This window comes from Streptomyces sp. NPDC020747, assembly GCF_044334695.1.
In the GTDB taxonomy this organism is placed as follows: domain Bacteria; phylum Actinomycetota; class Actinomycetes; order Streptomycetales; family Streptomycetaceae; genus Streptomyces.
Genome location: NZ_JBIRTJ010000029.1, coordinates 38,367 through 57,787 on the forward strand (window position 1 = coordinate 38,367; position 19,421 = coordinate 57,787).

The 19,421-nt window shown below is 71.5% G+C and carries 18 protein-coding genes; 15 read left to right on the plus strand and 3 right to left on the minus strand.

All coding sequences use genetic code 11. The features are described from left to right. Positions 1-79: 79 nt before the first annotated feature. The 11 genes from dxr to ACH4YP_RS45730 all read left to right on the plus strand — a co-directional run bounded on the left by dxr (position 80) and on the right by ACH4YP_RS45730 (position 11,555). Complete coding sequence (dxr, locus tag ACH4YP_RS45680; RefSeq protein ID WP_361062377.1) at positions 80-1,363, plus strand: 1-deoxy-D-xylulose-5-phosphate reductoisomerase; 1,284 nt, start codon at positions 80-82, stop codon at positions 1,361-1,363. Then, the gene (locus ACH4YP_RS45685) at positions 1,360-2,664 is read left to right on the plus strand and encodes a site-2 protease family protein (RefSeq protein WP_361062380.1); all 1,305 of its coding nucleotides are present in this window, start codon (positions 1,360-1,362) and stop codon (positions 2,662-2,664) included. Before dxr ends, ACH4YP_RS45685 begins: the two co-directional genes overlap by 4 nt. Positions 2,665-2,829: 165 nt before the next feature. After that, positions 2,830-3,987, plus strand: a complete 1,158-nt coding sequence (gene ispG / locus ACH4YP_RS45690; RefSeq protein WP_055616509.1) for a flavodoxin-dependent (E)-4-hydroxy-3-methylbut-2-enyl-diphosphate synthase — start codon at positions 2,830-2,832, stop codon at positions 3,985-3,987. Between the two features lie 343 nt (positions 3,988-4,330). Beyond that, a complete protein-coding gene (locus tag ACH4YP_RS45695) occupies positions 4,331-5,179 on the plus strand; it encodes a GNAT family N-acetyltransferase (RefSeq protein WP_361071213.1) in 849 nt (282 codons plus the stop codon). 145 nt (positions 5,180-5,324) lie between these two features. After that, the gene (locus ACH4YP_RS45700; RefSeq protein ID WP_398497338.1) at positions 5,325-5,894 is read left to right on the plus strand and encodes a GNAT family N-acetyltransferase; all 570 of its coding nucleotides are present in this window, start codon (positions 5,325-5,327) and stop codon (positions 5,892-5,894) included. A 323-nt stretch (positions 5,895-6,217) separates the two neighbouring features. Next, positions 6,218-7,912: a proline--tRNA ligase gene (locus tag ACH4YP_RS45705; RefSeq protein ID WP_398497340.1), complete on the plus strand. Its 1,695-nt coding sequence runs from the start codon at positions 6,218-6,220 to the stop codon at positions 7,910-7,912. Between the two features lie 176 nt (positions 7,913-8,088). Beyond that, a complete protein-coding gene (locus ACH4YP_RS45710; protein WP_361071221.1) occupies positions 8,089-8,403 on the plus strand; it encodes a hypothetical protein in 315 nt (104 codons plus the stop codon). After that, positions 8,403-9,548 (plus strand): FAD:protein FMN transferase, encoded by a 1,146-nt coding sequence (locus ACH4YP_RS45715; protein ID WP_398497342.1) that lies wholly within the window; start codon positions 8,403-8,405, stop codon positions 9,546-9,548. Before ACH4YP_RS45710 ends, ACH4YP_RS45715 begins: the two co-directional genes overlap by 1 nt. After that, positions 9,545-10,126: a ferric reductase-like transmembrane domain-containing protein gene (locus ACH4YP_RS45720; RefSeq protein WP_398497344.1), complete on the plus strand. Its 582-nt coding sequence runs from the start codon at positions 9,545-9,547 to the stop codon at positions 10,124-10,126. The genes ACH4YP_RS45715 and ACH4YP_RS45720 overlap by 4 nt, the downstream gene beginning before the upstream one ends. After that, positions 10,123-11,340, plus strand: coding sequence for an NADH-ubiquinone oxidoreductase-F iron-sulfur binding region domain-containing protein (locus ACH4YP_RS45725; RefSeq protein WP_398497345.1), 1,218 nt, complete (start codon positions 10,123-10,125; stop codon positions 11,338-11,340). Before ACH4YP_RS45720 ends, ACH4YP_RS45725 begins: the two co-directional genes overlap by 4 nt. A 5-nt stretch (positions 11,341-11,345) precedes the next feature. Beyond that, positions 11,346-11,555, plus strand: coding sequence for a ferredoxin (locus ACH4YP_RS45730; protein ID WP_398497347.1), 210 nt, complete (start codon positions 11,346-11,348; stop codon positions 11,553-11,555). A 35-nt stretch (positions 11,556-11,590) separates the two neighbouring features. Here ACH4YP_RS45730 and ACH4YP_RS45735 read toward each other — a convergent pair whose 3' ends face one another. Genes ACH4YP_RS45735 through ACH4YP_RS45745 form a run of 3 tightly spaced genes read right to left on the minus strand, consistent with a single transcriptional unit; the run spans position 11,591 to position 13,554 of the window. Further along, positions 11,591-12,484, minus strand: coding sequence for an aminoglycoside phosphotransferase family protein (locus tag ACH4YP_RS45735; protein ID WP_398497349.1), 894 nt, complete (start codon positions 12,482-12,484; stop codon positions 11,591-11,593). 27 nt (positions 12,485-12,511) lie between these two features. Next, positions 12,512-13,009 carry a ferritin-like domain-containing protein gene (locus ACH4YP_RS45740; protein ID WP_398497350.1) on the minus strand — a complete coding sequence of 166 codons (498 nt, stop codon included), beginning with the start codon at positions 13,007-13,009 and terminating at the stop codon, positions 12,512-12,514. Further along, the gene (locus ACH4YP_RS45745) at positions 13,006-13,554 is read right to left on the minus strand and encodes a hypothetical protein (RefSeq protein WP_398497351.1); all 549 of its coding nucleotides are present in this window, start codon (positions 13,552-13,554) and stop codon (positions 13,006-13,008) included. The genes ACH4YP_RS45740 and ACH4YP_RS45745 overlap by 4 nt, the downstream gene beginning before the upstream one ends. Positions 13,555-13,759: 205 nt before the next feature. Here ACH4YP_RS45745 and rimP point away from each other — a divergent pair, with 205 nt between their 5' ends. From rimP to infB, 4 genes are all read left to right on the plus strand, one after another. Then, a complete protein-coding gene (gene rimP / locus ACH4YP_RS45750) occupies positions 13,760-14,290 on the plus strand; it encodes a ribosome maturation factor RimP (protein ID WP_361071245.1) in 531 nt (176 codons plus the stop codon). A gap of 2 nt (positions 14,291-14,292) precedes the next feature. Beyond that, complete coding sequence (gene nusA / locus ACH4YP_RS45755) at positions 14,293-15,288, plus strand: transcription termination factor NusA (RefSeq protein ID WP_361071248.1); 996 nt, start codon at positions 14,293-14,295, stop codon at positions 15,286-15,288. 203 nt (positions 15,289-15,491) lie between these two features. After that, positions 15,492-15,773 (plus strand): YlxR family protein, encoded by a 282-nt coding sequence (locus tag ACH4YP_RS45760; RefSeq protein WP_398497353.1) that lies wholly within the window; start codon positions 15,492-15,494, stop codon positions 15,771-15,773. Between the two features lie 162 nt (positions 15,774-15,935). Beyond that, positions 15,936-19,121, plus strand: a complete 3,186-nt coding sequence (gene infB, locus ACH4YP_RS45765) for a translation initiation factor IF-2 (RefSeq protein WP_361071254.1) — start codon at positions 15,936-15,938, stop codon at positions 19,119-19,121. Positions 19,122-19,421: the final 300 nt, after the last annotated feature.

Below are 19,421 nucleotides of genomic sequence, written 5' to 3' on the forward strand. Positions count from 1 at the left end.
GCAGTTCCCCGCGCCCCTAACGGGGCACAGGTGGGAGTCCGCTGTCCTGCTGGAGCGGCATTGCGGCAACAATGGAGGGATGACCGACAGTCCAGCCCCCCTCGCCGATCCGCATCTAGTCTTCGATCCCGTGGACGGAGTCCGGGATGTGGTGATCCTCGGATCCACCGGGTCGATCGGGACCCAGGCCATCGATCTCGTGCTGCGCAATCCCGACAGGTTCCGGGTCACCGGGCTCTCCGCCGCCGGCGGGAGGGTCGGACTGCTCGCCGAGCAGGCGCACCGGCTCCGCGTCCGGACCGTCGCCGTCGCGCGCGAGGACGTCGTACCGGCGCTGCGCGAGGCCCTGTCCGCGCGGTACGGAGCGGGGGAGACCCTCCCCGAGATCCTCGCGGGAGCGGACGCCGCCACCCACCTCGCCGCCTCCGAGTGCCACACCGTCCTGAACGGCATCACCGGCTCGATCGGCCTCGCCCCCACCCTCGCCGCCCTGGAGGCGGGCCGCACCCTCGCGCTCGCCAACAAGGAGTCGCTCATCGTCGGCGGCCCGCTGGTGAAGGCGCTGGCCAGGCCGGGCCAGATCATCCCGGTCGACTCCGAGCACGCCGCCCTCTTCCAGGCGCTCGCCTCCGGCACCAGGGCCGACGTACGCAAGCTCGTCGTCACCGCGTCCGGCGGCCCCTTCAGAGGACGTACGAAGGCCGAGCTGGCCGACGTCACCCCCGAGGACGCCCTCGCGCACCCCACCTGGGCCATGGGCCCCGTCATCACGATCAACTCCGCGACCCTGGTCAACAAGGGCCTGGAAGTCATCGAGGCGCACCTCCTCTACGACATTCCCTTCGAACGGATTGAGGTGGTCGTGCATCCGCAGTCGTATGTCCACTCGATGGTGGAGTTCACGGACGGATCGACAATGGCCCAGGCGACGCCCCCCGACATGCGCGGACCGATCGCCATCGGCCTCGGCTGGCCCCAGCGGGTCCCCGACGCCGCGCCCGCCTTCGACTGGTCGAAGGCGTCGAGCTGGGAGTTCTTCCCGCTCGACACCGACGCGTTTCCGTCGGTGGGGCTGGCCCGGCACGTCGGGCAGCTCGCGGGCACGGCCCCGGCGGTGTTCAATGCGGCCAACGAGGAGTGCGTGGACGCGTTCCTGAAGGGCTCCCTGCCGTATCTCGGGATCATGGAGACCGTCACGAAGGTCGTCGCCGAGCACGGCACACCCCGTACGGGAACCTCGCTCACCGTCCCGGACGTCCTCGATGCGGAGACCTGGGCGCGCGCCCGGGCCCGTGAACTGACAGCCCAGACCACAGCTACGGCTACAGCGACAGTTACGACAACGGCGGAGGCTCGTGCATGACGACCCTGATGATGATCCTCGGCATAGTCGTCTTCGCGATCGGCCTGCTCATCTCGATCGCCTGGCACGAGCTGGGGCATCTCTCCACGGCCAAGCTGTTCGGCATCCGCGTGCCGCAGTACATGGTCGGCTTCGGCCCGACCATCTGGTCGCGCAAGAAGGGCGACACGGAGTACGGGGTCAAGGCGATTCCGCTCGGCGGCTACATCCGCATGATCGGGATGTTCCCGCCCGGCCCCGACGGCCGTATCGAGGCCCGCTCCACCTCGCCCTGGCGCGGCATGATCGAGGACGCGAGAGCACAGTCCTTCGAGGAGCTCCTGCCCGGCGACGAGAAACGCCTCTTCTACACGCGCAAGCCGTGGAAGCGCGTCATCGTGATGTTCGCCGGCCCCTTCATGAACCTGATCCTGGCCGTCGCGATCTTCCTCGGCGTGATGATGACCTTCGGTATCCAGACCCAGACGACCACGGTCGGCAAGGTCTCCGACTGTGTCATCGAGCAGAGCGAGAACCGCTCCGAGTGCCAGAAGAGCGACACGGCCGCGCCCGCCAAGGCCGCCGGGCTCCAGGGCGGCGACAAGATCCTGGCCTTCAACGGCCAGAAGATCACCGACTGGTCCGCCCTCCAGGCCGACATCCGCGCCAACCCCGGCAAGGACGTCACCCTCACCGTCGAGCGCGACGGCAAGCAGCTCGACCTGAGCGCCCACCTGATCCGCAACCAGGTCAGCAAGACCGACGGCGACGGCGGCTACGTCGAGGGCAAGTACGTGTACGCCGGCTTCCTCGGCTTTACGCCCGCCTCCGGCATCGTTCAGCAGTCGTTCGGGCAGTCCGTGGACCGCATGGGCGACATGATGCAGAACGGCGTCGAGTCGCTCATCGCCCTGCCGTCCAAGGTCCCCGCCCTGTGGGACGCGGCCTTCGGCGACGGCCCGCGCGAGGCGGACTCCCCGATGGGCGTGGTCGGTGCGGCCCGGGTCGGCGGCGAGGTCTTCACGCTGGACATCCCGCCGGAGAACCAGATCGCGATGATGCTGTTCCTCGTCGCGGGCTTCAACCTCTCCCTGTTCCTGTTCAACATGCTCCCGCTGCTGCCGCTCGATGGCGGGCACATCGCGGGCGCCCTGTGGGAGGCCCTGCGCCGCAACCTGGCCAAGGTGCTGCGGCGGCCGGACCCCGGTCCGTTCGACGTGGCGAAGCTCATGCCCGTCGCGTACGTGGTGGCCGGGATCTTCATCTGTTTCACGATCCTGGTACTGATCGCGGACGTGGTTAACCCAGTGAGAATCTCCTAGTCATACGGAGTTTGTGGCGGCCGGACATGATTTGTGTCCGGCCGCCCTCCATTGAGTGGACCTGTGCAGCGGATGTGCTCCCGTCTGCGGGGGTGCCGTAATCTCGATGGCTGGAGCCCGTCAGCTTTCGGGACCGACCGTCCTTACCTTGGGGTTGCACAGCAGATGACTGCGATTTCACTCGGCATGCCGTCCGTTCCGACCAAGCTCGCCGAGCGCCGGAAGAGCCGGCAGATCCAGGTCGGAACCGTGGCGGTGGGCGGAGACGCACCCGTCTCGGTGCAGTCGATGACGACGACGCGTACGTCCGACATCGGCGCCACCCTCCAGCAGATCGCCGAACTCACCGCCTCCGGCTGCCAGATCGTCCGCGTCGCGTGCCCCACGCAGGACGACGCCGACGCGCTCGCGACCATCGCCCGCAAGTCGCAGCTCCCGGTGATCGCCGACATCCATTTCCAGCCGAAGTACGTGTTCGCCGCGATCAAGGCCGGCTGCGCGGCGGTCCGCGTGAACCCCGGCAACATCAAGCAGTTCGACGACCAGGTCAAGGAGATCGCGCGGGCCGCCAAGGACACCGGCACGCCGATCCGGATCGGGGTCAACGCCGGCTCGCTCGACAAGCGGCTCCTCCAGAAGTACGGCAAGGCCACCCCCGAGGCGCTCGTCGAGTCCGCGCTCTGGGAGGCCTCGCTCTTCGAGGAGCACGACTTCCGGGACATCAAGATCTCGGTCAAGCACAACGACCCGGTGGTCATGGTCAACGCCTACCGGCAGCTCGCGGCCGCCTGCGACTACCCGCTGCACCTGGGTGTCACCGAGGCCGGCCCCGCCTTCCAGGGCACGATCAAGTCCGCGGTCGCCTTCGGCGCGCTGCTCGCCGAGGGCATCGGCGACACGATCCGCGTCTCCCTCTCGGCCCCGCCGGTCGAGGAGATCAAGGTCGGCATGCAGATCCTGGAGTCGCTGAACCTCAAGCAGCGCCGTCTTGAGATCGTCTCCTGCCCGTCCTGCGGGCGCGCCCAGGTCGACGTGTACAAGCTGGCGGAGGAGGTCACCGCCGGCCTCGAGGGCATGGAGGTGCCGCTCCGCGTCGCCGTCATGGGCTGCGTCGTCAACGGCCCCGGCGAGGCCCGCGAGGCCGACCTCGGCGTCGCCTCCGGCAACGGCAAGGGCCAGATCTTCGTCAAGGGCGAGGTCATCAAGACCGTCCCCGAGTCGAAGATCGTCGAGACGTTGATCGAGGAGGCGCTGAAGATCGCCGAACAGATGGAGGCGGACGGAATCCCCTCCGGCGAACCTTCGGTGTCGGTGGCGGGCTGACCCGAGCGTTTTTCGCCCCCGCCGCCCCTTCCCGTCCCGTCTCGGGGGCCGGCCCCCGAACCCCCGCTCCTCAAACGCCGGAGGGGCTGAATGCTTCGCGGCCCGGGCCGACACATTCAGCCCGTCGTGGGGGTCCCCCCGCTCGAGCGAAGCCGAGAGTGGGGGAGTTTGAGGACGAGGCCGTTCAGGCCGATAGCGGGGGTCTGGGGGCGCAGCCCCCAGGGTCGGGACGGGAAGGGGCGGCGGGGGCGAGGAAACCCTCCCCGAACCCATCAGGCGGCGCGGCACATTTTCGCCAGGTACAGTGCGGAGATCAGCAGACCTGATGGTGAAGGCCCCGCACGTGTTGACGCAGACGACCACCAGGGTCCTCGAACCGAGCGACCTGGACGCCGCGCTCGCCGTCCTCGACCGCGAGCCGGTGGCGAACGCCTTCGTGACCTCCCGCGTACAGGTAGCCGGCCTCGACCCCTGGCGCCTCGGCGGCGAGATGTGGGGCTGGTACGAGGACGGCATGCTGACGTCCCTCTGCTACGCGGGCGCCAACCTGGTCCCGATCTGCGCCACCCCCAGAGCCGTACGCGCCTTCGCGGACCGCGCCCGCAGGGCAGGCCGCCGCTGCTCCTCCATCGTCGGCCCGTCCGACGCCACCTCCCAGCTCTGGCGCCTCCTGGAACCGAACTGGGGCCCGGCCCGTGAGGTCCGCCCGCACCAGCCCCTGATGGTCACCGACCGGCTCCCCGCCGACATGGCCCCGGACCCGTACGTCCGTCGCATCCGCAAGGACGAGATGGAGACGATCATGCCGGCGTGCGTGGCGATGTTCACCGAGGAGGTCGGCGTCTCCCCGCTCGCGGGCGACGGCGGACTCCTCTACCAGGCCCGGGTCGCCGAACTCGTCGGCTCCGGCCGCTCGTTCGCCCGCCTCGACCACAACGGCAGGGTCGTCTTCAAGGCGGAGATCGGCGCGGCCACCACCCAGGCCTGCCAGATCCAGGGCGTCTGGGTGGCCCCCGAATACCGGGGCCAGGGCTTCGCGGCCCCCGGCATGGCAGCGGTCCTCCGCTACGCCCTCGCGGACGTGGCCCCGCTCGTCAGCCTCTACGTCAACGACTACAACACAGCCGCCCGGGCCACCTACCGCAGAGTGGGCTTCCAAGAGGTCGGCGCCTTTATGAGCATCCTGTTCTGAGGGGGCCGCGCCCCTTCAGGGGTGCGGGGCCGTGACATGTGCGGCTCTGCCGCGTGGGCGCGACCAGCCACCTCCGGCCCGCACCAACAAGACAACCCCGCCGTCCCCAGCGCACTCCGACGAATCGCCCGGGTAGTCTCCGGGCATGCTCCGCTTCCCCGGTCAGGGCCCCGTCACGCCCGACGACATCGTCATCGGCCCCCTGGACCTGGCCGCCAGGATCGACGAGGCGCTGGCCGTCCAGGCCCTGGCGTTCGGACTCGGCTCGGACGAGATCGCCGTACGACGACAGATCGTGCTGCGGCACCTCGCGTACCCCGGCGCCCGCGCGCTCGGCGCGACCACCGCGGACGGACGCCTCGTCGGCTTCGTCTACGGCATGCCGAACGACAGGACGCACTGGTGGTCCACCGTCGTCGAGCCCTATCTGCGCAGCCAGGGTTCCGACGGATGGCTGGACGGCTCCTTCGTGATCACCGAACTGCACGTCCACCCGGGCTTCCAGAACCAGGGCGCCGGCCGCGCCCTGATCACCACCATCACGGACAGCGCCGCCCAGCCCCGCTCGATCCTCTCCGCCATCGACACGGAGAGCCCGGCCCGCGGCCTGTACCGCTCGCTCGGGTACGAGGACCTGGCCAGGCAGGTCCTGTTCCCCAGCGCCCCGAAGCCGTACGCGGTGATGGGCGCCCCGCTCCCGCTCCGCCGCCGCTGACCCGCCCTCCCCGCGCCACGGACCGACCCCTCCGGCACCACCGACCGACCTTTCCGGCACCGCCGACGGATCCCTCCGGCGCCGTAAACGGATTTCCGGCGACGGCGGCCCCCCGGCTAACCTCCTAAGCGGTCTCGGGGAAGTGGGGCACGCCCCCACGCCGCCCGGCACGGCACCTCGACGCACTGCCGCATCACCCAAGTACGTCCAGTACGAGGGCGATGCGGCAGCACGCCGATGCACCGCACCGGACGACGCGGGAACGCACCCCACTTCCCCGAGACCGCTCAGCCATCACCCTTACGCAGCAGGAGTCGAGAACCATGGCCCAGGTCCAGCGCATGTCCCGTTTGATGGTCAAGACACTGCGTGACGACCCGGCGGACGCCGAGGTACTCAGCCACAAGCTGCTGGTCCGCGCCGGCTACGTACGCCGTACCGCCGCCGGCCTGTGGTCCTGGCTGCCGCTGGGCAAGAAGGTCCTGAACAACGTGGAGCGGGTCGTCCGCGAGGAGATGGACGCCATCGGCGCCCAGGAGGTCACGCTGCCCGCCCTGCTGCCGAAGGAGCCCTACGAGGCGACCGGCCGCTGGGAGGAGTACGGCCCCGAGCTGTTCCGCCTGAACGACCGCAAGGGCGGCGACTACCTCCTCGGCCCGACCCACGAGGAGATCTTCACCCTGCTGGTCAAGGACCAGTGCTCGTCCTACAAGGACCTGCCCGTGATCCTCTACCAGATCCAGAACAAGTACCGCGACGAGGCCCGCCCGCGCGCCGGCATCCTGCGCGGCCGCGAGTTCCTGATGAAGGACTCGTACTCCTTCGACACGGAGGACGAGGGCCTGGCCAAGTCGTACGCCCTGCACCGCGAGGCGTACCAGAAGATCTTCACGCGTCTCGGCCTGGACTACCGCATCTGCGCGGCCACCGCGGGCGCCATGGGCGGCTCCAAGTCCGAGGAGTTCCTCGCCCCGGCCGCGGCCGGTGAGGACACCTTCGCCGACTGCCCGAACTGCGACTACGCGGCCAACACCGAGGCGATCACGTACGCGCTGAAGCCGGTGGACGGGACGGCCGTCCCCGCTCTCGAAGAGATCTCGACGCCCGACACCCCGACCATCGAGACGCTCGCCGCGTACCTGGAGGTCCCCGCCTCCGCCACCCTCAAGAACCTGCTGGTCAAGGTGGACGGCGAGATCGTGGCCATCGGTGTACCCGGCGACCGCGAGGTCGACATGGACAAGGTCGAGGCGCACTTCACCCCCGCCGCCGTCGAACTTGTCACGGCCGAGGACTTCACGGGCCGCGACGACCTCGTACGCGGTTACGTCGGCCCGCAGGGCCTGGAGAAGGTCCGCTACCTCGCCGACCCCCGCGTCGCCCCCGGCACCGCCTGGATCACCGGCGCCAACAAGGAGGGCGTGCACGCGAAGAACGTCGTCGCGGGCCGTGACTTCGAGGTCGACGAGTACGTGGACGCGGTCGTCGTGCGCGAGGGCGACCCCTGCCCCTCCTGCGGCACCGGCCTCACGCTGGACCGCGCCATCGAGATCGGCCACGTCTTCCAGCTCGGCCGCAAGTACGCCGACGCCCTCCAGCTCGACGTGCTCGGCCAGCAGGGCAAGCCGGTCCGCGTCACCATGGGTTCGTACGGCATCGGTGTCTCGCGTGCCGTCGCGGCGATCGCCGAGCAGCACGCCGACGAGCAGGGCCTGGTCTGGCCCGCCGAGATCGCCCCGGCCGACGTCCACGTGGTCGCCGCGGGCAAGGCACTGCAGACCGAGCTGGCGCTCGACGTCTCGGAGAAGCTGGGCGCGGCGGGCGTCCGCGTGCTCGTGGACGACCGGGCGGGTGTCTCGCCGGGCGTGAAGTTCACGGACGCCGAGCTCATCGGCGTACCGAAGATCCTGGTGGCCGGCCGACGCTCCGCCGAGGGCGTCCTCGAACTGAAGGACCGCCGCACCGGCGAGCGCGAGGAACTGACGGTGGACGAGGCGATCGCCCGCCTCAGCAACTGATCCCGCGCGAGCAACTCACCCCGCCCGAGCGACCGATGCCGCCGAGCAACTGACCCCGCGCGATTAAGAAGGCTCTCAGAGACTTCTTGCCGGGCGTATGGGTGGCACACAGTTTTCTCTCAGGCTGCTCCCCGACCGTAGGACGTGACACAGCGTCATTCGGGAGGGGAGCAGTCATGTCAGGCAGCGAACGGGGGGCCGCCGCGGCGGTCCGCAGAGGCGCACGGCGTACGGCCGCCGCGGCAGCGGCGGTGACACTGGCGGCCGCGGCGGGCGTCTTCGCGCTCATCGGCACGATGGAGTCGGCCGCGACGACGACGGCGGCGAACGGAAGCACGGACTCGTCGTCGACGTCCCAGTCGGACGACTCGTCTCCTTCCTCGGACTCATCGGCGGCGGACTCCTCGTCCTCGTCGCTGCAGGGCTCGTCCGACGACCTGACTTCCGCCGACGACAGCGGGACCGCCGACTCCACCTCGGGGGCGTCGTGATGACCGCCACCCCGAGCGGCACGGCCGCCCGCCCCACGGCCGCCGCGAACTGGCGTGCGCTCGGTACGAGTGTTCGGCTCGTCACGACCGACCCGGCCCTGCTGGACTCCTGCAACCTCCTCCTCGCCCGGCATCTGGCTGAGGTCGACGCGGCGTGCAGCAGGTTCCGGGAGGACTCCGAGCTGGTCGCGCTCGACAGCGCCGAAGGGCGGCCTATGAGGGTCAGCCCGCTGCTCGCGGAGGCGCTGGCGGTCGCGTTGCGGGCCGCCGCGGCGACGGACGGAGCCGTCGACCCGACGGTCGGTTCGGCGATGAACGCCATCGGGTACGACCGCGACTTCCGGCTCGTCCAGGAGGAGGGGCGACCGGTGAAGCTCACCGTGCGGCCGGTTCCGGGCCGGCGCCTGATACGCCTGGACCGCGCGACCGGCACGGTCACCGTCCCGGCCGGTGTCCGCCTCGATCTCGGCGCCACGGCCAAGGCCTGGGCGGCGGACAAGGCCGCGGAGACACTCGCGCGGGCGGCGGGCTGCGGAGTCCTGGTGAGCCTCGGCGGCGACACGGCGGTCGCGGGCGAACCCCCGGCCGGCGGCTGGCGGATCCGTGTCCAGGACGCCACGGGCCCGGTCGAGGAGACGCCTCAGCAGGGCCCGTACGCGACGGTCGGCCTGCACGGCGGTGGGCTCGCCACCTCCGGCACGACGGCCCGCTCCTGGCGCTCGGGCCCGCACACCCTCCACCACATCCTGGACCCGAACACCGGCCTTCCGACGGATTCCCCCTGGCGGACGGTCTCGGTCGCCGCCACCACCTGCGCCGACGCGAACGCGGCCGCCACGGCGGCCCTCATCAAGGGCACGGGCGCGGAACGCTGGCTGTCCGGTCTGGGCCTCCCGGCACGACTGGTCGCCCGGGACGGCACGGTGGTGACGACACCGGGCTGGCCCAGGAACGAGTTCTCGCCCCCGAACCCCCACTCCTCAAACGCCGGAGGGGCTGGAGACTTCGCGGCCAGGGCCGACATTTCAGCCCGTCCGGCGTTTGAGGAGTGGGGGGCTGGGGGCGCAGCCCCCAGGGTTGGGACGGGAAGGGGCGGCGGGGGCGAGGAATCCGCGGCGGGGGCCACCACGGAGACGACCCCATGACCGACGCCTCCATCCTCTGGTACGCCAACCGCGCCACCGGAGCCGTATGCCTCGTGCTCTTCACCGTCGTGGTGCTCCTGGGTGTGGCGGTACGCCTGAGGACCCGCCTTCCCGGCCTCCCCCGCTTCGGCACGGTCTCCCTCCACCGCACCATCTCCCTCTCCGCGACGGCCTTCCTGGCCATCCACATCGCCACAGCGGTCATCGACGGCTACGTCGACATCACCACCCTCGACGTCCTGATCCCGTTCGCCTCCGACTACCAGCCCCTCTGGCTGGGCCTCGGCACGGTCGCCCTGGACCTGATGCTCGCCGTCCTGGTCACCAGCCTCTTCCGCGAGAGGCTCGGCCACCGCACCTGGCGAGCCGTCCACCGGCTGGCCTACGCGTCCTGGCCGATGGCCCTGATCCACGGCATCGGCATCGGTACGGACACGGGCACCGACTGGATGCTCTGGCTGACCGTCATCTGCGTGGCAGCGGTCCTCACCGCCTTCACGATCCGCGTCACCCAGGCCGCACGGGCCGGCCGCCGCACCCCCGCCACCCTCCTCACCGCCGAAGGGGCGCGACCATGACCAGCACGTTCACGGACCTCCTCATGCCCCCACGCCTCCTCGCCCCCGGCGGCGCCCCCGCCGACCGCGCCACGCACGAGACCCGCTACGGCCCCCTCACCCACGCCGACCCGGCGGCCCTCCTGCGCACCCTCGCGGAGTCCGGGCTCACCGGCAGGGGAGGCGCCGCGTTCCCCACGTACCGCAAGTTCGTGTCGGTCATCGACGCGGCCCGCCGTACCGGCCGCGCCCCGGTCGTCGTCGCGAACGGCGCCGAGGGCGAACCGGCGAGCGCCAAGGACAAGACCCTGCTGAGCCTCTCGCCCCATCTGGTCCTGGACGGGCTGCGGTTGGCGGCCCGGGCGACCGGAGCGGGGGAGGCCTACCTGGCCGTGGAGGACGGTGCCACCCGCCTCGAAACGGCCCTGGCCGAACGCGACGACCCCTTCCCCGTACGCGTCGTACGCGTGCCCAGGCGCTTTCTGTCGGGCGAGTCATCGGCCCTCGCCCAGCACCTCTCCGGCCACGCGGCCCTGCCCCGCCACCAGGACCCTCCGGTGCGCGAACAGGGCGTGCGCAGGGCACCCACCCTCGTCCAGAACGTCGAGACGCTCGCGCACCTCGCACTGATCGCCCGCCACGGAGCGGACTGGTTCCGCTCGGCCGGCACCCCGTCGGAACCGGGCAGCGCCCTGTGCACGGTCCATGTGCCGGGCCGCGAGCCGCAGGTCGTGGAAGCACCCCTCGGCATGCCCCTGCACCGACTGCTCCCGCTGGAGGGCACCGGCGCGATCCTGCTCGGCGGCTACCACGGCACCTGGGTCCCGACCGCCGAGGCGGCTCGACTCGGCCTGTCCGCCGCCACCTTGGGCGCGGGCGTCCTCGCCGCCCTCCCCGCCGACCACTGCGGCCCCGCCGAAACGGCCCGCGTCCTGCGGTACCTGGCCCTGGAGTCGGCCGGTCAGTGCGGCCCCTGCCTCAACGGCCTGCCGCGTATCGCCGCCGCCTTCCGCACCCTGGCCGCCCCCGGTCCCCAGGGCACCGCCCGCGACGACGTCGCCCGCTGGGCCGGACTGGTCGAGGGCCGTGGCGCCTGCCACCACCCCGACGGCACGGTCCGTCTGGTCCGCAGCGCCCTGACCACCTTCGCCGCCGAACTCGACGCCCACGCCCGGGGCTCGTGCACCGCGACCGACCGCACCCCCTTGCTGCCCGTCCCCGACCACAGGAGCTGACGGACATGGACCAGCTTCCCCAGCACCTGGACATCGACTGGACGTCCTGCCGGGCCCACGGCCTGTGCGCCGAGCTCCTGCCCGAACACGTCACCCTCGACGAGTGGGGCTACCCGCTCCTCGACGCGCGCCCCGTCCCCGCCCGCACGTTGAAACGCGCCCGCAGAGCGGCGGCGGACTGCCCGGTCCTGGCACTCAGACTCGCGGCGGCATGAAGGCACCCACGCCACCCACGAAGGACGGTCGACCCCTACAGCCAGCTCGCGAACTCCAGCAACAGCTCCGCGTCCTGGGACCGGCCCACCCGCCGGGCCCGTACGCCCGACTCCACGGCCCGGAAAAGGGTCCAGCCCCGCAGCCGCTCCTGGTCCAGGTCCAGGGACTCCGCGAGGCGCTTCACTCGGCGGCGGGTGATGGCGGAGCCTGAGGGGGAGGCGATCAGGTCCTCGACCCGGTCACGGACCAGCCGGGCCAGGTCGAAGGCGCACTCGCCGACGACGGGGTCGGGCCCCACGGCCAGCCAGGGGCTGCGCTCGCCGGCCAGCACCTTGCTCTGCCGGAAGGTGCCGTGCAGGAGGCGGGCCTCGGGCGCCGAGGCCAGCAGTTCGTCGCGTACCGCCAGGGCCGCGTCGACCAGTGGCGCAGCCTCCGCGTCGGCGCCCGCCCGCATCGCCTCGGCCTGCCGCCCGGTCCGCTCGGCCACCGTCTCGAAGACCGGGCCGGCGGGTGGCTCGACCCACAGGCGACGCAGAGCCCCGGCGGCCTCCAGCATCGACTTGGCGTCGGCCAGCGAACGCACCGACACATCGGGATGCAGCCGCTCAAGGAGCAGCACACCCTCGGCACCGGCCGGCTCCAGGAGCCGTACCGCACCCAGGCCGTCCCAGTGCGCGAGGGCGGCCCGTTCGCTCTCCGGGCGGGCCCGGCCGGGCGCGAGTTTCAGGACGGCGGGGGTGTCGTCCGGCAGCCGCACCAGGACCACCAGACTGCTGCGCCCACCGGGCACCTGAACGCGCTCCACGGTCAACTCGCGTAGCGCGACGGCCTGCTGAGCCGCCTCGGGCAGCTTCTCCAGCCAGTCGTCACCGCTCGGTGCCGCCTCGCCGAGCGCCTTGACGAGACGCCGCGGCGGTTCGAAAGCCATGCGCGAGTCGTTTCCTTCCTGTACGCGTTACGACGGCGGTGCCGCCGACGCGGTGGACCGGGCCGACCGCTCCGCGAGCCCAGGGAAGGGTACGCTCTCGCCCCGCCACCGCACCGCCCGCACCGCCGCGTCCCGCAGCGCCTCGGCGGCAGCCCGGCGCCGGTCGCCCTCCGCGGCACGGACCAGGTCGGAGTACACCCCGGCCACCCGGTCCTCCAGCTCGGCGGCGAGCCGCACGGCCGACTCCGCGTCCGTCACCGGGAACGGCAGCGCGTACGCGGCCGCCGCCGGGCGGGGCTTCCCGCGCAGGTCACGCACCGCCCGCGCCAGCTCGTCCCGCCGGGCCCGGTGCGCGTCGTACGCCGCCCGGGCCTCGCTGCGCCGGGCCTCGCCGATCTTCCCGCCCACGACCCCGTAGCCGTACACGGCGGCATGCTCGGCCGCGAGCGCGGCCTGTACGGCCGTCAGCTTCGCCGGCGCCTCGGCCTTCCGTTCCGCTCTTCCGGCCGTTCCGGAACCGCTCACTTCTCGCCCTCCGTCAGCAGAAACGCGTGCACCGCACCGGCCGCCGCCACCGAGGCCAGCAGCCGCGCCAGCTCTCCCGGCACGTCGAGGAGCGTCTTCGTACGCCGGTCCGCCAGCGTCCGCTCGGCCGCGGCGAGTTCGGCGAGGGCGTCCTTCTCCACGGCCGGCACCTCGGCGGAAGGGGAGGGGGAAGGCGCAGCGGACGGATCCGCGGAAGCACTCGCCGACGCACCCTCGGAGGCTTTCCCGCCTCCGCCGAACGCCTCCGCGTGCCGTACGACCTCCGCCCGCAGCGGTGACAGGCGCTCGGCCAGCGCGGGATGCACGGCGAGCACGGCCCCGTACCGCTCCGCGAGCCGCTCGCTGTCGAGGGCCCCGCGCGCGCGTGCCCGCTCGGCGGCGGGCGTGCTCCCCTTCGTGGTCTCGGAGGAGGAGTCGGAGGAGGAGCAGCCCGCGAGCAGCGCGGCGCCGACGCCGGCGGCCCCGGCGAGCAGGCTCCTTCGGCGCGGCCCCGAGGGGGTGCGGGACGGCAGGGTGAACGGCACGGCAGACGTCCTCGGAGGGCTCGTACGAACGGAAGGGCGGCAGGCCCGTGATCACGGTACCCGGGTACCGCCCCCGCACCCACCAGCGGCGCCGTCCCGCCGTCGCGCGGGCCGCGGTGGACGGCAACACCCCTTGGGACCGGATACCCTTTGACCTGACACACGACCTACCCACAACAGCACACGCGGCCGAGGAGTCACCCGGATGAGCACCACCCAGAGCGAGAGGCTTCGAGAGCTCCTGGAACCGCTCGTCAGCTCGCAGGGACTCGATCTCGAGGAGATCGAGGTGGACTCGGTAGGACGCAAGCGTGTGCTGCGTGTCGTGGTCGACTCCGACGAAGGAGCCGATCTGGACGCGATCGCCGATGTGAGCCGCGCGCTCTCGGCGAAGCTCGACGAGACCGACGCGATGGGCCAGGGCGAGTACACCCTCGAAGTGGGAACCCCCGGTGCCGAGCGCGAGCTCAGGGAACACCGTCACTACGTACGCGCCACGGACCGCCTGGTGAGATTCCAGCTGACGAGCGGCGACGAACTGGTCGCCCGGATCCTGACGGTGGACGAGGACGGGATCGACCTTGAGGTGCCCGGCGTCAAGGGACGCAAGGCCACCGCCCGCAGGATCGCCTTCACGGACATCGACAAGGCGCGCGTCCAGGTCGAGTTCAACCGCAAGACCAACGAGAACGACAACGAGAACGACGCAGACATGAAGGAAGAGGAGGAGGCGTAGCCGTGGACATCGACATGAGTGCCCTGCGGGGCTTGGTGCGGGAGAAGGAGATCTCCTTCGACCTGCTGGTCGAGGCGATCGAGTCGGCCCTCCTCATCGCCTACCACCGCACCGAGGGAAGCCGCCGCCACGCGCGCGTCAAGCTCGACCGGGAGACCGGCCATGTGACCGTGTGGGCGAAGGAGGACCCCGAGGACCTGGAGGAGGGGCAGGAGGCGCGCGAGTTCGACGACACCCCGTCCGACTTCGGCCGGATCGCCGCCAGCACCGCCAAGCAGGTCATCCTGCAGCGCCTGCGGGACGCGGAGGACGACGCGACGCTCGGCGAGTACGCGGGCCGCGAGGGCGACATCGTCACCGGTGTCGTCCAGCAGGGCCGCGACCCGAAGAACGTGCTCGTCGACATCGGCAGGCTGGAGGCCATCCTGCCGGTGCAGGAGCAGGTCCCCGGCGAGTCGTACCAGCACGGCTTGCGGCTGCGGTCGTACGTCGTGCGGGTGGCGAAGGGCGTACGCGGTCCCTCCGTGACCCTCTCGCGCACGCACCCCAACCTGGTGAAGAAGCTCTTCGCCCTGGAGGTGCCGGAGATCGCCGACGGCTCCGTCGAGATCGCCGCGATCGCCCGCGAGGCCGGCCACCGCACGAAGATCGCCGTCCGGTCCACCCGGTCCGGACTGAACGCCAAGGGCGCCTGCATCGGCCCCATGGGCGGCCGAGTGCGCAACGTCATGGCCGAGCTGAACGGCGAGAAGATCGACATCGTCGACTGGTCGGACGACCCGGCCGAGATGGTGGCGAACGCGCTGTCCCCGGCCCGGGTCTCCAAGGTCGAGGTCGTCGACCTCGCGGCCCGCTCCGCGCGCGTGACGGTCCCCGACTACCAGCTGTCCCTGGCGATCGGCAAGGAAGGGCAGAACGCCCGGCTCGCCGCCCGCCTGACCGGCTGGCGCATCGACATCCGTCCGGACACCGAGCAGCCCGCCGAGAAGCAGGACTGAGCCGGGACCGGACGGATCCGAGGCGGGTCCGGAGCGAATCCGCGACGGGTCCTGGGCGGGACCGGGCCGAAAGAGGGCCTGGTCCGGGGGCGTCAGCGGCAGGATCGGGAATAGATCACGCCGCGTGACGCTTGGATTACGACAACAACCGTTCGGTTCTTGCCCCAAAGGGGTGAGGTCGGTGCGGGGAGGTAGACTTAAGAGTGTCTGGCCGGACGCATGCCCGCGCATGCCCTGAGCGCACCTGTGTGGGGTGCCGGGAGCGAGCGGCCAAGATCGATCTGCTGCGCACCGTGGCGGCCGGAGGCGAATGCGTCCCCGATCCTCGCGGTACGCTGCCCGGCCGGGGTGCGTATGTACACCCCGCCCTCGTCTGTCTCGACCTGGCGGTCCGCCGCCGGGCGTTCACGAGGGCGCTGCGTGCCCCGGGTCCGCTCGAAACAAAGGCGTTGCGCCTGTACGTCGAGCGGACAGACAGTTGCTGAGCAGGCAACACCGTAAAACGTGTCGCACGGAACCCCGTGCGGCCCTGGTACCCCGCGAGTTGGAAGTAGGTCGAGATTGCGATGAGCACTCGATGAGCACGCGATGAGTACGCCCATGAAGTAGCGACGGTCCGGACGCAACCCGGACCTAAAAGGAGCGAAGTGGCTAAGGTCCGGGTATACGAACTCGCCAAGGAGTTCGGGGTGGAGAGCAAGGTCGTCATGGCCAAGCTCCAAGAACTCGGTGAATTTGTCCGTTCGGCGTCCTCGACGATCGAGGCGCCCGTAGTACGCAAACTGACCGACGCCCTGCAGCAGGGCAACGGCGGCGGCAAGCCCGCCCCGCGCAAGGCCGCGCCCGCCAGGCCCGGCGTGCCTTCTCCGGCGCAGGGCGCCCGTCCGGGTCCGGCAGCGCCGCGCCCGCCGGCCCCGAAGCCGGCCGCCGCGGAGACGCCCGCGTCCCCGGCGGCTCCCGCCGCGGGTCCGCGTCCGACTCCGGGCCCCAAGCCCCCGGCGCCGGCGCCGAAGCCCGCTCCGGCGTCTCCGGCTCCGGCCGCGCCCGAGTTCACGGCACCCCCGGCGGCTCCCGCCGCTCCGACGACCCCCGCGGCTCCGGCCGCGGGTGCCCGTCCGAGCGGTGCCCGTCCCGGCGCCCCGAAGCCCGGTGTCCGTCCGGCCGGTCCCGCACAGGGCGGTCAGGGTGGTCCCGGTCAGGGCCGCGGCGAGCGCGGCGGTGACCGTGGCGACCGTCAGGGCGCCCCGCGTCCCGGCGGCCAGGGCACGCGTCCCGGTGGTCGTCCCGCCGGTCCCCGTCCGGGCAACAACCCGTTCACCTCTGGTGGCTCCACCGGTATGGCGCGCCCGCAGGCGCCCCGTCCGGGCGGCGCCCCGCGCCCCGGTGGTCCCGGTGCCGGTGCAGGCGCCCCGGGCGGCTCGCGTCCCCAGGGCGCCGGCCAGGACCGTGGTCCCCGTCCGCAGGGTGGTCCCGGTGGCGCTCCGCGTCCCGGTGGCGGCCCCGGCGGCAACCGTCCGAGCCCGGGCGGCATGCCTCGCCCGCAGGGTGGTCCCGGTGGCGCTCCGCGTCCCGGCGGTGGCCCCGGCGGCAACCGTCCGAACCCCGGCATGATGCCGCAGCGTCCCGCTGCCGGTAGCCCGCGTCCCGGCGGCGGTGGTCCTGGTGGCCGCGGTCCCGGCGGTGGCGGTCGTCCCGGCGGTGGCGGTGGCGGCGGTCGTCCCGGTGGCGGCGGCTTCGCCGGCCGTCCGGGCGGTCCCGGTGGCGGCGGTGGCGGTTTCGCCGGTCGTCCCGGTGGTCCCGGTGGCGGTGGCGGCGGTTTCGCCGGTCGTCCGGGTGGTCCCGGCGGTGGCGGCGGCGGTCGTCCCGGCTTCGGTGGTCGTCCCGGTGGTCCGGGTGGCCGTGGTGGCACGCAGGGCGCCTTCGGCCGTCCCGGCGGTCCCGCGCGTCGTGGCCGCAAGTCGAAGCGGCAGAGGCGCCAGGAGTACGAGGCCATGCAGGCCCCGTCGGTCGGCGGTGTGATGCTGCCTCGTGGCAACGGACAGTCCGTCCGTCTGTCGCGCGGTGCGTCCCTCACCGACTTCGCCGAGAAGATCAACGCCAACCCGGCGTCGCTCGTCGGCGTGATGATGAACCTCGGCGAGATGGTCACTGCCACGCAGTCCGTCTCCGACGAGACGCTGAAGCTCCTCGCGGACGAGATGAACTTCGTCCTCGAGATCGTCAGCCCCGAGGAGGAGGACCGCGAGCTGCTCGAGTCCTTCGACATCGAGTTCGGCGAGGACGAGGGTGGCGAGGAGTTCCTCGTCGCGCGTCCGCCGGTCGTGACCGTCATGGGTCACGTCGACCACGGTAAGACCCGCCTCCTCGACACCATCCGCAAGACGAACGTCGTCGCGGGCGAGGCCGGTGGCATCACCCAGCACATCGGTGCCTACCAGGTCGCGACCGAGGTCAACGGCGAAGAGCGTCGCATCACCTTCATCGACACCCCGGGTCACGAGGCGTTCACCGCCATGCGTGCCCGTGGTGCCAAGTCGACCGACATCGCGATCCTCGTGGTGGCGGCCAACGACGGTGTGATGCCCCAGACGATCGAGGCGCTGAACCACGCCAAGGCGGCCGAGGTGCCGATCGTGGTCGCGGTCAACAAGATCGACGTCGAGGGTGCCGACCCGACCAAGGTGCGCGGTCAGCTCACCGAGTTCGGTCTGGTGGCCGAGGAGTACGGCGGCGACACGATGTTCGTCGACATCTCCGCCAAGCAGGGCCTCAACATCGAGAGCCTGCTGGAGGCCGTGGTCCTCACCGCGGACGCCTCGCTCGACCTGCGGGCCAACCCGGAGCAGGACGCGCAGGGTATTGCGATCGAGTCCCACCTCGACCGTGGCCGCGGTGCCGTCTCGACGGTCCTGGTCCAGCGCGGCACGCTGCGCATCGGCGACACGATGGTGGTCGGCGACGCGTACGGCCGTGTCCGGGCGATGCTCGACGACAACGGCAACAACGTCGAGGAAGCGGGTCCGTCGACCCCCGTCCTGGTCCTGGGTCTCACCAACGTCCCGGGCGCCGGCGACAACTTCCTGGTCGTCGACGAGGACCGTACGGCCCGTCAGATCGCCGAGAAGCGCGCGGCGCGTGAGCGCAACGCCAACTTCGCCCGGCGTGGAGTCCGGTTCTCCCTGGAGAACCTGGACGAGGCCCTCAAGGCCGGTCTGGTGCAGGAACTCAACCTCATCATCAAGGGCGACGCGTCCGGTTCGGTGGAGGCTCTCGAGTCCTCGCTGCTCCAGCTCGACGTCGGCGAAGAGGTCGACATCCGCGTCCTGCACCGCGGCGTGGGTGCGGTCACCGAGTCGGACATCGACCTGGCGACCGGCTCCGACGCGATCGTCATCGGCTTCAACGTCCGCGCTGCGGGCCGCGCGGCGCAGATGGCGGAGCGCGAGGGCGTCGACGTCCGCTACTACTCGGTGATCTACCAGGCCATCGAGGAGATCGAGGCAGCCCTCAAGGGCATGCTCAAGCCGGAGTACGAAGAGGTCGAGCTCGGTACGGCGGAGATCCGCGAGGTCTTCCGCTCGTCCAAGCTGGGCAACATCGCCGGTGTGCTGGTCCGCTCCGGCGAGGTCAAGCGCAACACCAAGGCGCGGTTGCTGCGCGATGGCAAGGTCATCGCGGAGAGCCTCACCATCTCCGGTCTGCGGCGCTTCAAGGACGACGTCACCGAGATCCGCGAAGGCTTCGAGGGCGGTATCAACCTCGGAAACTTCAACGACATCAAGATCGACGACGTCATCGCGACGTACGAGATGCGCGAGAAGCCGCGGTCGTAACGCCTGCGGCGGGTTTGAACCGTGTGGGGTTGGCCGACGAGGACATGTCCTCGTCGACCGGCCCCCGCGGGGTTTTCCGCCCCCGCCGCTCCTTCCCGTCCCGTCTCGGGGGCCAGCCCCCGAACCCCCGCTCCTCAAACGCCGGAGGGGCTGAGTTTCAGCCCGTCCGGCGTTTGAGGACGAGCGCGTCAGCGCGATGCGGGGGTCTGGGGGCGCAGCCCCCAGGGATGGGACGGGTAGGGGCGGCGGGGGCGAAAACTCCGTCGAGCGGGCCCGGGGTTCGTTGTACCGTTCTGATGT